The sequence below is a fragment of the Lutibacter sp. TH_r2 genome (assembly GCF_033101135.1).
Lineage (GTDB): Bacteria > Bacteroidota > Bacteroidia > Flavobacteriales > Flavobacteriaceae > Lutibacter.
Window position 1 is genome coordinate 1 of sequence record NZ_JAWMPV010000003.1, and the last position, 14,292, is coordinate 14,292.

The 14,292-nt window shown below is 30.1% G+C and carries 14 protein-coding genes; 5 read left to right on the top strand and 9 right to left on the bottom strand.

The features are described from left to right. Positions 1-271 precede the first annotated feature (271 nt). From thrS to rplT, 4 genes are all read left to right on the top strand, one after another. On the top strand, positions 272-2,212 hold the full coding sequence (thrS, locus tag R3X25_RS09915) for a threonine--tRNA ligase (RefSeq protein WP_317674349.1): 1,941 nt from the start codon (positions 272-274) through the stop codon (positions 2,210-2,212). 63 nt (positions 2,213-2,275) lie between these two features. Then, the gene (infC, locus tag R3X25_RS09920) at positions 2,276-2,791 is read left to right on the top strand and encodes a translation initiation factor IF-3 (RefSeq protein WP_317675059.1); all 516 of its coding nucleotides are present in this window, start codon (positions 2,276-2,278) and stop codon (positions 2,789-2,791) included. 54 nt (positions 2,792-2,845) lie between these two features. Continuing rightward, on the top strand, positions 2,846-3,043 hold the full coding sequence (gene rpmI / locus R3X25_RS09925) for a 50S ribosomal protein L35 (RefSeq protein ID WP_317674351.1): 198 nt from the start codon (positions 2,846-2,848) through the stop codon (positions 3,041-3,043). A gap of 90 nt (positions 3,044-3,133) precedes the next feature. Beyond that, a complete protein-coding gene (gene rplT, locus R3X25_RS09930) occupies positions 3,134-3,478 on the top strand; it encodes a 50S ribosomal protein L20 (RefSeq protein WP_090126398.1) in 345 nt (114 codons plus the stop codon). 68 nt (positions 3,479-3,546) lie between these two features. Here the strand turns inward: rplT and R3X25_RS09935 are convergent, their stop codons facing one another. Further along, positions 3,547-5,178 (bottom strand): ABC-F family ATP-binding cassette domain-containing protein, encoded by a 1,632-nt coding sequence (locus tag R3X25_RS09935; protein ID WP_317674354.1) that lies wholly within the window; start codon positions 5,176-5,178, stop codon positions 3,547-3,549. Positions 5,179-5,288: 110 nt separating this feature from the next. Then, on the bottom strand, positions 5,289-6,365 hold the full coding sequence (gene prfA / locus R3X25_RS09940) for a peptide chain release factor 1 (protein ID WP_317674356.1): 1,077 nt from the start codon (positions 6,363-6,365) through the stop codon (positions 5,289-5,291). A gap of 80 nt (positions 6,366-6,445) precedes the next feature. Between prfA and R3X25_RS09945 the strand changes: the two genes are divergently transcribed. Next, positions 6,446-6,868 carry a hypothetical protein gene (locus R3X25_RS09945; RefSeq protein WP_317674358.1) on the top strand — a complete coding sequence of 141 codons (423 nt, stop codon included), beginning with the start codon at positions 6,446-6,448 and terminating at the stop codon, positions 6,866-6,868. Between the two features lie 33 nt (positions 6,869-6,901). Here R3X25_RS09945 and R3X25_RS09950 read toward each other — a convergent pair whose 3' ends face one another. The 7 genes from R3X25_RS09950 to R3X25_RS09980 form a co-directional block, all read right to left on the bottom strand. Continuing rightward, positions 6,902-8,080 carry an AIR synthase related protein gene (locus R3X25_RS09950; protein ID WP_317674360.1) on the bottom strand — a complete coding sequence of 393 codons (1,179 nt, stop codon included), beginning with the start codon at positions 8,078-8,080 and terminating at the stop codon, positions 6,902-6,904. 108 nt (positions 8,081-8,188) lie between these two features. Continuing rightward, the gene (locus R3X25_RS09955; RefSeq protein ID WP_317674362.1) at positions 8,189-9,688 is read right to left on the bottom strand and encodes a carboxypeptidase regulatory-like domain-containing protein; all 1,500 of its coding nucleotides are present in this window, start codon (positions 9,686-9,688) and stop codon (positions 8,189-8,191) included. A 10-nt stretch (positions 9,689-9,698) separates the two neighbouring features. Further along, a complete protein-coding gene (locus R3X25_RS09960) occupies positions 9,699-11,090 on the bottom strand; it encodes a CsgG/HfaB family protein (protein WP_317674364.1) in 1,392 nt (463 codons plus the stop codon). A gap of 8 nt (positions 11,091-11,098) precedes the next feature. After that, on the bottom strand, positions 11,099-11,518 hold the full coding sequence (locus tag R3X25_RS09965; protein ID WP_317674366.1) for a curli assembly protein CsgF: 420 nt from the start codon (positions 11,516-11,518) through the stop codon (positions 11,099-11,101). 22 nt (positions 11,519-11,540) lie between these two features. Further along, positions 11,541-12,251: a CsgE family curli-type amyloid fiber assembly protein gene (locus tag R3X25_RS09970; protein WP_317674368.1), complete on the bottom strand. Its 711-nt coding sequence runs from the start codon at positions 12,249-12,251 to the stop codon at positions 11,541-11,543. Between the two features lie 2 nt (positions 12,252-12,253). Beyond that, positions 12,254-12,718, bottom strand: a complete 465-nt coding sequence (locus tag R3X25_RS09975) for a hypothetical protein (RefSeq protein WP_317674369.1) — start codon at positions 12,716-12,718, stop codon at positions 12,254-12,256. A gap of 89 nt (positions 12,719-12,807) precedes the next feature. Further along, positions 12,808-14,268, bottom strand: coding sequence for a hypothetical protein (locus tag R3X25_RS09980; protein ID WP_317674371.1), 1,461 nt, complete (start codon positions 14,266-14,268; stop codon positions 12,808-12,810). Positions 14,269-14,292: the final 24 nt, after the last annotated feature.

The window sequence follows — 14,292 nt, forward strand, 5'->3', positions numbered from 1 at the left end:
TTTGAATTTAATGAAGCTGCTTATTATCAATATTTTACATTGGAATTATTTTTAGTTTTATTCTTTTGTGTTAGGGATAGCAGCTTTGTTTGAGCTCTTTTGCCTAACAAAAAGCGAGTGCGAATAGCCCGACTTTCTTTTTAATTCTCAAAATTAAAAAGAAAGAAACACCCTTATTATCTATTTAAAGTGTACTTATTATATATATAACTTAAATTTATATTGTATGAATTGTACTTTTCTAATATCTTTGCACACTTAAATTATAAATATGATTCAGATTACATTACCAGATGGTTCGGTTAAGGAGTACGCTAAAGGCTCTACTCCTATGGATGTTGCAAAAAGTATTAGCGAAGGTTTAGCTAGAAACGTTATTTCTGCTAAATATAATGATACCACTGTTGAAACAACCACACCAATGACCCAAAATGGTAGTTTGACTTTATATACTTTTAATGATGATGAAGGTAAAAAAGCTTTTTGGCATTCTTCTGCTCACGTATTAGCTCAAGCTATTACCACGTTTTACCCAGATGTTAAATTAACTATTGGTCCAGCAATTGATAATGGTTTTTATTATGATTTGGATTTAGGTGATGATGTTATTTCGGAAAAGGACTTCCCAGCTATTGAGAAGAAATTTTTAGAATTGGCTAGAGGAAAACACGAATTTAAAATGCGTGAAGTAAGCAAAGCTGATGCTTTAGCTAAATATAAAGAGGAAGGAAACCAATATAAAGTTGAATTGATTGAAAATTTAACTGACGGAGATATTACTTTTTGTGACCATTCTGATTTTACTGATTTATGTAGAGGAGGACACATTCCAAATACAGGAATAATTAAAGCTGTAAAAATTACTAGTGCTGCTGGTGCTTATTGGAGAGGAGATGAAAAAAACAATCAACTTACACGTATATATGGTGTTTCGTTTCCAAAACAAAAAATGCTTACAGAGTATTTAGCTTTATTAGAGGAAGCAAAAAAACGTGACCATAGAAAATTAGGTAAAGAACTTGAATTGTTTGCATTTTCATCTAAAGTTGGTCAAGGTTTACCTTTATGGTTACCAAAAGGTGCTGCATTACGTGAGAGACTTGAAGGGTTTTTGAAAAAAGCTCAAAAAAAGGCAGGTTATCAAACAGTAATGACTCCACATATTGGCCAGAAAGAGTTATATGTTACATCTGGACATTATGCTAAATATGGTGAAGATAGTTTTCAACCTATAAGTACTCCGAAAGAAGGTGAAGAATTTTTATTAAAACCTATGAATTGCCCTCACCATTGTGAGATATTCAATAACAAACCATACTCTTATAAAGATTTACCAGTACGCTTTGCTGAATTTGGTACTGTTTATAGATATGAACAAAGTGGTGAACTACATGGTTTAACACGTGTTAGAGGTTTTACGCAAGATGATGCTCATATATTTTGTACTCCTGATCAATTAGATGAAGAATTTAAAAACGTTATTGATTTAGTGCTTTACGTATTTGGATCGTTAGGATTTGAAGATTTTACAGCACAAGTATCAATAAGAGATATGCAAAATCTGGATAAATATATAGGTAACGTTGAAAATTGGGAAAAAGCAGAACAAGCAATTATAAATGCTGCTACTGATAAAGGTTTAGATTTTGTTATTGAAGAAGGTGAAGCTGCTTTTTACGGTCCAAAATTAGACTTTATGGTAAAAGATGCTTTAGGAAGAAGTTGGCAACTAGGAACTATCCAGGTTGATTACAATTTACCTGAACGTTTTGAATTACAATATAAAGGAAGCGACAATCAATTACACAGACCTATAATGATACATAGAGCTCCATTTGGTTCTATGGAACGATTTATAGCTGTTTTATTAGAACATACAGGCGGAAAATTTCCACTTTGGTTAACTCCAGAGCAAGTTATCTTATTGCCAATCAGTGAGAAATATCAAAAATATGCGGAAAAAGTTTTACATTTGCTAGAAAATGACGAAATTCGCGCCCTTGTTGATGACAGAAATGAGAAAACTGGTAGAAAGATTAGAGATGCTGAAGTAAATAAAATTCCATTTATGCTTATTGTTGGAGAACAAGAAGAAAAAGATGGTACAGTTTCTGTTAGAAAACAAGGAGAAGGAGATATAGGAACATTTAAAATAGATGAATTTGTTTCATTTATTCAAAAAGAAATAAATAGTACAATAAAACAATTTTAGTTTAATTTAAAATTTTAAGTTATAGCAATTAGAAGAAATAGACCGAGAAAACCTTGGAGAGTAATTAAAGAGGATCAACACAGAATTAATGAAAAAATTAAGTTTGTTGATGAAGTTAGATTAGTAGGCGATAATGTTGAAGTTGGAGTTTATCCACTCGCAAAAGCCAAAGCAATTGCAAGAGAGCAAGAATTAGATTTGGTGGAAATTTCACCAAAGGCTGTACCTCCTGTTTGTAAAATAATAGATTATAAAAAGTTTCTTTACGAACAAAAAAAGAGAGAAAAAGCTCAAAAATCTAAAGCTTCAAAAGTTGTTGTGAAAGAAATTAGGTTTGGACCTAATACTGACGAGCATGATTTTGAATTTAAAAAGAAACATGCTATTAAGTTTTTACAAGATGGTGCTAAACTAAAAGCCTTTGTATTTTTTAAAGGGCGTTCAATTATATATAAAGACCAAGGTCATATATTATTATTGAGATTAGCTACTGAACTTGAAGAGTACGGAAAAGTTGAGCAAATGCCTAAATTAGAAGGTAAACGTATGATTATGTTTATCGCTCCAAAAAAGAAATAATACTTCAATTTTATTATTGAAGAAAAATATTAAGCAAGATAAAAATAGATAGAAATGCCGAAAATGAAAACCAAATCTAGTGCTAAAAAGCGTTTTAAGCTTACTGGTACTGGAAAAATTAAAAGAAAGCATGCTTTTAAAAGTCATATTTTGACTAAAAAAAGTAAAAAACGTAAATTAAAGTTAACACATGATGGTTTAGTTCATAAATCAGATACTGCTAACGTTTTACAACAATTAACTTTAAAATAATAAAGTTAAAGGGAATTTAATTATTAACCTTGGAGTAGAGCTCAAACAAGTGTATTAATTTACCGCCTACTACAAAAACACATTAAAATTATGCCAAGATCAGTAAATTCAGTTGCTTCAAGAGCTAAAAGAAAAAAGATATTGAAGCAAGCAAAGGGTTACTTTGGACGTAGAAAAAACGTTTATACAGTAGCAAAGAATGCGGTTGAAAAAGGAATGTCATATTCTTATAGAGACCGTAAAAATAAAAAGAGAACTTTCCGTGCTTTATGGATTCAACGTATTAACGCTGGAGCTCGTATGTATGGAATGTCTTACTCACAGTTTATGGGAAAAGTTAAAGCTAATAACATCGAATTAAACCGTAAGGTTTTAGCTGATTTAGCTATGAACAACCCAGAAGCTTTTAAGGCAGTTGTAGATCAAGTAAAATAAATTTTAATTTCTTGCTTATATATAAAAACCCAATCAAAAGATTGGGTTTTTTTATATTTAAAAAGATGTTACTTTTCTATTTCTTTAAGACTCTCCATTTTTTTTAGTTTCATAAAACTTGTTACAGTTTCAAAGTGCTCTTTCACTCTTTTGTTTCCAAATTCAAAAACTTTTTCTGCTAATCCATCTAAAAAATCTCTGTCATGAGAAACTAGTATTAAAGTTCCATCAAAGTCTTTTAAAGCACTTTTAATAATATCTTTAGTTCTCATATCTAAATGGTTTGTTGGCTCATCTAAAATTAAAACATTTACTGGTTCTAATAATAGTTTTATCATTGCTAACCTTGTTTTTTCTCCTCCAGACAGCACTTTAACTTTTTTAGTTGTATCATCTCCACTAAACATAAAAGCGCCTAATAAATTCTTTATTTGCGTTCTAATATCTCCAACTGCAATTTGATCTATTGTTTCAAATACTGTTAAATCTTCATCTAATAATGAAGCTTGATTTTGAGCAAAATATCCAATTTTTACATTATGACCAACTTCTAGCTTTCCTTCAAAAGGAATTTCGCCCATAATTGCTTTTATCATGGTAGATTTACCTTCTCCATTTTTACCTAAAAAAGCTACTTTTTCTCCTCGCTCAATAACCAAATTTGCATTTTTAAAAACTACGTGATCTCCATAGCTTTTAGATAACTCATTTACAACAACAGGGTATTGACCGCTTCGTGGCGATGGTGGAAACTTAATTCTTAATGCTGAAGTATCAATTTCATCCACTTCAACCAATTTCAACTTCTCCAACATTCTAACACGTGATTGCACTTGGTTGGTTTTAGAAAATGTTCCTTTAAATCGTTCAATAAAGTCTGTATTTTCAGCAATCATTTTTTGTTGTTCATCGTATGCTTTTTGTTGATGTACTCTTCGATCTTTTCGTAATTCTAAATAATGAGAATAATTTGCTTTGTAATCGTAAATTCTTCCCATAGTAACTTCAATAGTTCTATTGGTAATATTATCTACAAATGCTCTATCGTGCGAAATAACAATAACTGCTTTGGCTGAATTGATTAAAAAATCTTCTAACCATTGTACGCTTTCAATATCTATATGATTTGTTGGCTCATCTAACAGAATTAAATCTGGTTTTTGCAGCAAAATTTTTGCCAACTCAATTCGCATTCTCCATCCTCCAGAAAATTCAGAAGTTGATCTATTAAAATCTTCCCAATTAAAACCTAATCCTTTAAGTACTTTTTCAACTTCAGCTTCATAATTTACTTCTTCAATTGCATAAAATTTTTCGCTTAATTCTGAAACTTTTTCAATTAATTTCATGTACTCATCACTTTCGTAATCAGTTCTCACGGTTAAAGCTTCATTTATTTCATCAATTTCAGACTTCATTGTAAATATTTCTGAAAATGCTTTTGAAGTTTCTTCTAAAACTGTAGCTTCATCTTTTGCTAATAAATGTTGTGGCAAATATGCAATTTTAGCTTCTTTTGGTGCTGAAATATTTCCACTACTTGGTTTTTTAACACCTGCAACAATTTTTAATAAAGTAGATTTCCCTGCTCCATTTTTACCCATTAAAGCTATTTTATCGTTTTCATTTATTGCAAACGAAACATTTTCAAAAAGTGTTGTGCCACCAAATTGCACAGAAACATCATTAACTGTAATCATTATTTTAAATTTTTAAGGCGCAAATATACGCTTTGAACCTATATATTTTTAAATTCCATAAAAAAAGCAAGAACGTTAATTCTTGCTTTTTTTATAATTTTAATTCTTATTTAAAGAACTTCTCCTATCTCTTTAAGCTTTTCTGTATTTTCAGCAAGCTTTAATTCTTCAACTATTTTATGAATATCTCCATTAATTACATTAGATAAATCATATAATGTTAATCCAATTCTGTGTTCTGTAACTCTACCTTGTGGATAATTGTATGTTCTAATTTTTGCTGAACGATCTCCACTAGCAACTAAAGAGTTTCTTTTTTCAGAATCTGCAGCTAGTTTCTTTTCTAATTCTTGTTCATATAAACGAGAACGTAAAACCTTCATAGCTTTATCTTTATTTTTATGCTGTGATTTTTGATCTTGACATTGTGCTACTAAACCTGTTGGAACGTGTGTTAAACGTACTGCTGAATAGGTAGTGTTTACTGATTGACCTCCAGGACCTGACGAACAAAAATAATCTACACGAATATCACTTGGTTTTAATTCTACATCAAATTCTTCAGCCTCTGGTAATACCATAACTGTTGCTGCTGATGTATGCACACGACCTTGAGTTTCGGTTTGTGGAACACGTTGAACACGGTGAACACCAGATTCAAACTTCATATCTCCATACACATCAGATCCGGTAACACTAAAAATAATTTCTTTAAAACCTCCAGATGTTCCTTCACTTATATCTTCAACTTCAGTTTTCCAACCTTTATCTGAGCAGTATTTGGTGTACATTCTGTATAAATCTCCAGCAAAAATACTTGCTTCATCACCACCTGTTCCTGCTCTAATTTCAACAATTACATTTTTAGCATCTTCTGGATCTTTAGGAATCAACATGAATTTAATTTTTTCTTCAAGTTCAGGAATTTTATTAGTAGCATCGTCCAATTCCATTTTTGCCATTTCCATCATTTCAGCATCAGAACCATCAGCAATAATTTCTTTAGCTTCTTCAATGTTATTTAACAACCCTTCATACTCTTCGGCTATTTTCATAACAGCACTCAAATCTTTATATTCTTTATTAATTTGAATATATCGCTTTTGATCGGTAATAATATCTGGTTGAATAATTAAATCCGAAACCTCGTCAAATCTTTGTTTTACTATTTGTAATTTATCTAACATGTAATTTTTTCTTGGATTGCAAATTTACAAATTTTTAATTGAAAATCATTTTCTAAATAAAATCTGTATATTTAATATTTATGAAAAGCTTTTTTATTCTATTATTACTCTTTACTAGTTCATGTTCAACAGATAACAATTCTAAACCAACTTGGTTAATTGGACATTGGGAACGAATAAACAATCAACCAAATCAAAAAACTTATGAAAACTGGACTAAAAATTTAAAAGGTCTAGGCTTCACTTTAAAAGAATTCGATACCATTTTTAAAGAAAATCTTGAAATTCTAACTAAAAATGATTCGTTATACCTTAAGGTTTCAGGAGTAAATGAGCTACCTACACTATTTAAATTCTCACATCAAACAAAATTTAGCTTTATTTGTGAAAATTCAACTAATAAATTTCCAACAAAAATTGAATATTTATTGGTAAATGATACACTAAAAGCAATTGTTTCTAATAATGAATTTAGTATTGATTTTAAGTTTGTAAAAAAATAGATTTCCTCGCTATTGTTCGCAATTAGAGTTCTACTAATATTTAAAAGTTCCGTATTCGCTTTTAATTGTTAGCTTTTTACTTTCTGAAGCTTCTACTCTACCTATAATTTTAGCGTCTACGTTAAATGATTTTGAAATTTTAATCAAATCATTTGCTACTTCTGGAGCTACATACAATTCCATTCTATGTCCACAGTTAAATACTTGGTACATCTCTTTCCAGTCTGTTTTACTTTGCTCTTGAATTAATTTGAATAAAGGTGGAATTTGGAACATATTATCTTTTACAATGTGTAAATTATCTATAAAATGAAGAATTTTGGTTTGAGCTCCTCCACTACAATGTACCATACCATGAATATCTTTTGACGTAAATTGTTCTAATATTTTCTTAATAATTGGCGCATAGGTTCTTGTTGGTGATAAAACTAGTTTACCTGCATCTATTGGTGAGTTTTCAACCTCATCAGTTAACTTTACATTTCCTGAATACACTAACTCTGAAGGTACAGCAGCATCAAAACTTTCTGGAAATTTTTCAGCTAAATACTTACTAAATACATCGTGACGAGCAGAAGTTAATCCGTTAGAACCCATTCCGCCGTTATAACCTTTCTCATAAGTTGCCTGTCCAAAAGATTCTAAACCAACAATTACATCTCCAGGTTTTATATTAGCATTATCAATTACTTCGCTACGTTTCATTCTAGCAGTTACTGTAGAATCTACTATAATAGTTCTAACTAAATCACCAACATCAGCTGTTTCTCCACCAGTTGAATGAATTTCAACACCAAAACCTTTTAAATCTTCTAATAATTCTTCAGTTCCATTAATAATTGCTGAAATAACTTCGCCTGGAATTACATTTTTATTTCTACCAATTGTTGAAGAAAGCATAATATTATCAGTTGCTCCAACACATAACAAATCATCAATATTCATTATTAATGCATCTTGTGCAATTCCTTTCCATACAGAAACATCTCCTGTTTCTTTCCAATACATATATGCTAAAGATGATTTTGTACCTGCTCCATCTGCATGCATTATTAGGCAATAGTCTTCGTCCTTTGTTAAATAATCTGGAACTATTTTACAAAATGCTTTAGGAAATAAGCCTTTATTTACATTTTTAATTGCATTGTGAACATCCTCTTTTGAAGCTGATACACCTCTTTGACTATATCTTTTACTTATTTCTGAACTCATATTGATTTAGTTGTATTGTTTTGCAAAAATAATTTTTCTTTTTCAATAAACATAAAAAGACCGAATGATTCTTCATTCGGTCTTTTACTAAAGGAAATTTATATATATTTATTCCCAATCTGGCATAAATGCATTAGAGAAATATTGTTCACGCTCGTTATCGTCTTCTATTGTCATTGTATAAATATCTTTTTGTGAAACACCATCGTTTGAAGTATTTACAAATATAACTTCCGCTTCATTTGGAGAAAATCTTGGATCTAAATCATTTGTTCCGGCATCTTTTCCTCCTGATAAGTCTAAAGTTGTATTGTCTTCAAAATTATATATATATACATGTGTATCTAATTGTCTATTACTAGCATCTTCATATTCAGAAACGTCGTAGCTATAAAGAAGTAACTTATTATTAATAGATATATTTAATCCGCCAGCTGCACCATTTACTCCTGAAAGAACAGTATTTAATACATTACCAGCTATATCTATTGTGAAAATTGAAACGTTGTAACCTGAAATATTGTTTGTTTTTAGAGCTATCATACTTTCATCGTTACTCCAATCACATTCAGTTATAAAACTTCCGTCGGTAGTCTGATAAACCATTTCTAATCCACTACCATCTTTATTTATTACATATAATTTATCATAGCTTGGATAAAGTAGTCTGTCTCCATTTGAAGACCATGAAAAGTCAATTTCATTTAAATTAAAACCGTTAATAGGTACAGATGAAGTAACTTGAGATATGTTTGAGCCATCATTACCCATTGTAAATAAATGAGTTTCATTATTATATGTTCTCATAAATGCAATTAAGTTTGCTGCTTGGTTTTTTCGAGGTCTCCAACTATTTTGATCTTCTGAAGTTAACAATACTTCATTTGAAACTTCTTCGTCTATAATATCTGCGGAATAAATTACATTATTACCATTATCTGCTTTATTTACATAAAAATATCGATTTTCTGGATTTGATTTTGTGGTAAAAGTACTTACAGCACTTAAAACTTCATCATTTATTTCATCTGTAGCAGCTACTTGCCAGAAATATTTTGTTCCATATTTTAAATCTGAAACTACATATGTTGTATCTGATAATTCTTCAACTGCTATTACTTCATCATTATAATCATTTTTTATTTCTAGTCTATAAACTATTGGATCTTCATCTGGATCTGTAGATTCCCAAATTAATTCAATAGATAGTTCTTGTTCATCACTTCCATCTTCAGGTGTTACTAAATTAGGTGCTGAAGGTGGTCTATTTAATGCTGTTTCATCTTCCATTTCAAAAATAACATTAACTTCAATACCATCAGACACTGTTGCTGCTTGGTAATCTGTTAAATAAGTATCTTTTTCAGCGCTAACTGAATATTCTCCAACTTCAACATCTTCAACTGTAAAATAACCATCAGCATCGGTAAATGTGGCATTATTTGTTGGGCTTAATGTAATTTTTGCATTTTCAATAGGGTTAAAAGTTTCGGCTTCAACAACTCTACCAGTAATTGTTCCTATACCAACTAAATCTACCGTATCTTCACTACAACCTAAAAATAAGCTAAATGAAAATAAAATTATATATTTTAATGTATTTTTCATATCTAGTTTTTTACTCAAATAATACTGATTTAACTCTATTGTAAGGTTTTCCTAAATAAAAGTTTAACCCTAACCCTACTTTCCAATAATAATCATCTTGTTTTCCTCTTTCTAATCCATCAATATTATCGGACATAATTAAATTTTGCTCTCCAAAAAGTTTAATACCTAAATTTGGCATTGGCAGATATTCTATTCCAACTCCATATTGAAATTTAATTTTTGGATTGTCTAAATCTAGATTGGAAATTGTACCTAATCCACCGTAAGCAAAGGGTGATAAATCATCAAAAGGAAGAAAATCATATTCTAAATTTATATCAAACGACATAAACTCGTCGCTAAAGGCTCCTTCGTTTTCTAATTCAAAATAGTTTAAACCTACATTCATATTTAGATTTGGCTTCTTAAAATAGAATTTATATGCTAAACTTGCTCCTAGTTTGCTATTTGGATTAGAATAATCTCCTGCAATATGGTTAGAATTGGCAGAAAAACTAATAGCTGTTTTACCTCTTCTATCTTCTAATTTTCGATCTAAAACAGTGGTTGCTGCAGCTTCTCTTTTTTCTTCTTCATATTTTTCTTTAATTTTATCTACAACTGGTTGTCCACCTTCAGGTTTCCATACTCCGTCAATTATTCCTTCAATAATTAACATTTCTACTGCTTTATCAATAGCTTCTTTAACTGCTAATTGAGCTGGCTCATTTCTTGTAACTCCTGTTTCAACCTCTAAAAGTCTTTTAAGGTTTACATATCTAAATAGATTTGCGGAAATACCTTGTGATAAAATAGTTTTTGATGTGTAAACGGTTTTTAATATTTGACCGTTTGAAGTAGAAACTGCTCTTAAATAAATAGAGATTCTGTCTTCTCTATATTCAACTGAACCTCCTGCTCCAAAATATCTTGCTCCAGAACCTCCAGTAATTATATTAGAATCATAAGAAACAACTCCACCTTCTAATAATACACCTGCAAATAAAAGCGGGGGAATGGATGCAACTTGCTCTTTGTTATTATTTTTATTGTATTCTTGCCTTGTTGAACGAATTATTTGACGCTCATTTAATAAATTACTAACATTTTCTCTTTCAATAGGAGAGAACCACTTTGAATCTTCAAGAGACTTAACTAACATAGTTGTAGTTCCTTGGGTAATAGCTGTACTCCAAGTAGATCCACTTTCTAATAATTTATATTGCCCTGTTTGATCTCTAAATTTATAAACACCAACAATAGTTGGTGTAACTGGTAAAATACCTTTTAATATTCCTTCTTTTGTTGTGTTTTCTCCAATTCTAGCTTTTTTTACGTCTAACGGTTGGTTAAAATATGCGCCGCAACCAACTAATAAAAAAAGTAGTGAAACAATTACACCAAACTTAATTTTGTTCATAGTAAATTTTAATTGTTAGGGATTATAATTTGAGTTGTTTCTCCGTTTGATGTGTCTAATACGTTTATTGCTAAACCTCCTACTGTGGGAGATACATCTACAACTAAACTACCAAAAACATAGGTTCCTACAGATAAAGTGTCGTCTCCAAATTCTTCTTGAAATAAATCTGAAGATAATGAATTTAACAATTGTCTGTTTAGTGTTTCTGTGAACTGCTCTAGTTCTGATTCCTCTTCATATCCAAAATCTGAATCTTCTTCAAAATCATTTTGTGCTTCAGCCGACGCTAATAACTGTTGATAATTAAAAGCATTAGAACCTCCTACAAAAAAAGGGCTTATAGGTTGATATACTATTTGTTGAGATTGCATTAAGAATGGAACAGATAGTAATGCAAATAAAAGAAGTATTTTTACATTTTTCATAGTTCAATATATTAATTTTAAATTAAAACTTTTTATTCTTGTACAACAATTTTCTTTTTGTTGCGTATGATTTAATTTTTAGAAGTGTTTGTTTTGCCGCTAATTCAATAAACTCCTGATCAGGTCTAGTCATAAACTCTAATAAAACTCTATCATCTGCTGTGACTGTTATTTTACTACTTATCCCTACACTAGGTTTTTCATCTATGTAAACTATAAAAGGATAATTAGCTCCAGCTCCTAAATAATTTTGATAGAAAGTATCGTAAAAATCTTTTCCTATTTTTGTTTTTACATCTTCAAAAACTAATCCTTTTAGTTCTATGCTGTCTTCTTCTATAATTTCCTTTACTTTTACTTCTTCTGCAGAAAATATTACTGTTGAATCTTTAGATACTAATTCATTATTTTTTCTAATGAAAAAATATACTTTGCATTTTTCACCTTTTTGAATATTTACACTAAGTTTAGATAATTCAATTTCTTCTTCAGGTTTTAAAGAAAATTCACCTGATTGACTGTTTCTAGATAAATTACCATTAGCTCCTTCTTTTAATGAAAAAAGTAAATAAGAAAACCCTTCTTTAAAAGTTAACTCATTATTTATTGCTACCCCTTTTATATCAATAAAATTATCAATAGTATTTGTAACTATTTTTGCTTCAACATCTTCTATTTGCCCAAAAACAACTGAAGAAATGAAGAATATAAGTATTTGAAATACAAATTTCAAAATTAATTATAGTTATTTATAGTTATAGTTTTGTTATTCGATTTTTGAACTATCTTAATATTATTCATTAAACTATTTTCCCCAAATATTTGAACTGCATTTCCTTCGCCTATTTGTTGAACATCCATATTAAGGTCGTCTCTTCCATAGTATGTTAAAAATTCATAAGAATTCTTATCTCCTATTTGAGTTGCATTAATATTATTTTCTGATGAATTTATATGAATAAGATTGCTATTACCTACTTGTAAAATATTCAATTCCGTTTTTGCAGATGGCGTTAATTGAATATTACTATTGTCTATTTTTTGTATGTTAATTTCAGTTGCTATAGTATTAACACTTTGAAAGTAATTACTAATAGCTAATGTGTTTTCATCTGAAACTTGAGCAAATAGTTGAATAGAAATAAAACTAAATACTATAAAGCAAATACTTAATACTGTATCTTTTTTTTTCTTCATCATAATCTCAAATTTAAGTAAAAAGGGGGACATAGCCCCCCTTTTTTTTATTGTTTATTTAGAACTTTTTAAATAATACAGTAAAAACCATATTAATTTCCAACTCCATTATATTGACCTACAAAAGACATATTTCCAACACCTATTTGAGTTACAGTACTTAAATGACTATCTCCAAATTGACCAGTTAATGCTAAATTATTTGTACCAATTTGTAAAACTTCTGAAGTATTTTCTGTTCCCATTTGTAATGTTCCACTCATGTTACCAACACCTGCTTGATATGTCCATGCATCATTATCAATACCGTATTGTTCTGTTAAAGAAATATTGTCAACTCCACCTATCATATCATAATCAGTTTGAATAGTAGTTGAAGTATTTCCTACACCGTCTTGTATAGTTATACTTAAGTTATCCCAACCGTATTGATCTGTAACTGAAGTATTGTATTTACCAAATTGTGCAGTATAACTTTCATTACCAGCAAACATTCCATACATATCACCTTCTTGATCTGTAGTAGCTACGTTACCTTTACCTACTTGTAATGTTTCACTATAGTTTCCTTCATATGCTCCACCAATTTGAGTTGTATAAGAATCGTTTCCATTTCCTCTTTGGTTAGTGTAAGAGTCATTATAATTACCATACTGATCAGTATCAGAATCATTATACTTACCGTGTTGGTCAGTAAACGCATAGTTATAATCTCCCATTTGCCATGTCCATTGAGTGTTCATTTTACCTCTTTGGTAAGCTTCACTAAAGTTTCCATAAACCATGTAGAAGAATCCTTGATCAGTTCTTGACCAGTTTCCATTTCCTCTTTGATCTTGGTAAGAAGTGTTATATCCTCCTATTTGATTTAACAAAGCTTCGTTATTTTTACCAAATTGATCTTGGAATCCCCAGTTGTCATAACCATATTGGAAAATATCAGCATAATTTCCTTTACCTTCTTGGTATTGGTCAGCTAAATTCCAGTCTCCATATTGAGTTACATAAGCAGTATTCATTTGACCTCTTTGAGTTTGGTAAGAAGTATTTGCAAATCCATCTTGCCATGCATCAGCATAGTTACCTATTTTTTGGTTTTTTAAAGTTTGTTGGTCTTGAAAAGCCCAGTTCCATGTACCAAATTGATGAACTATACCTGTGTTATAGTCCCAACGTTGTAACTGATTAGACCAGTTAATATCACCATTTTGGTAAGAGTATGTGTAATTGTTTTCTGCAAAACCTACACCTTGAGAAACTTCTGCAAGGTTCCCAAAACCAATTTGGTTAACTTCTGCAACGTTTGCATCACCTAATTGTTCAATGTAAGATTCATTTAAGTCTCCTAATTGATCAACGTAAGCTTCATTTGCCATACCGCCTAAATAATGCATGGATCCATCTTGCATAATTTCAGAATAGTTATCCATACCAACTTGGTTAACTGAAGCCAAGTTACTAATTCCGTAAGATTGAACGTCACTTACGTTACCTTGTGCAAACATTAATGATGCTGTCATCACAAAAGCTGCAAAACTTAATAATTTTTTCATAATAAAAATTTTAAACATTAGTAA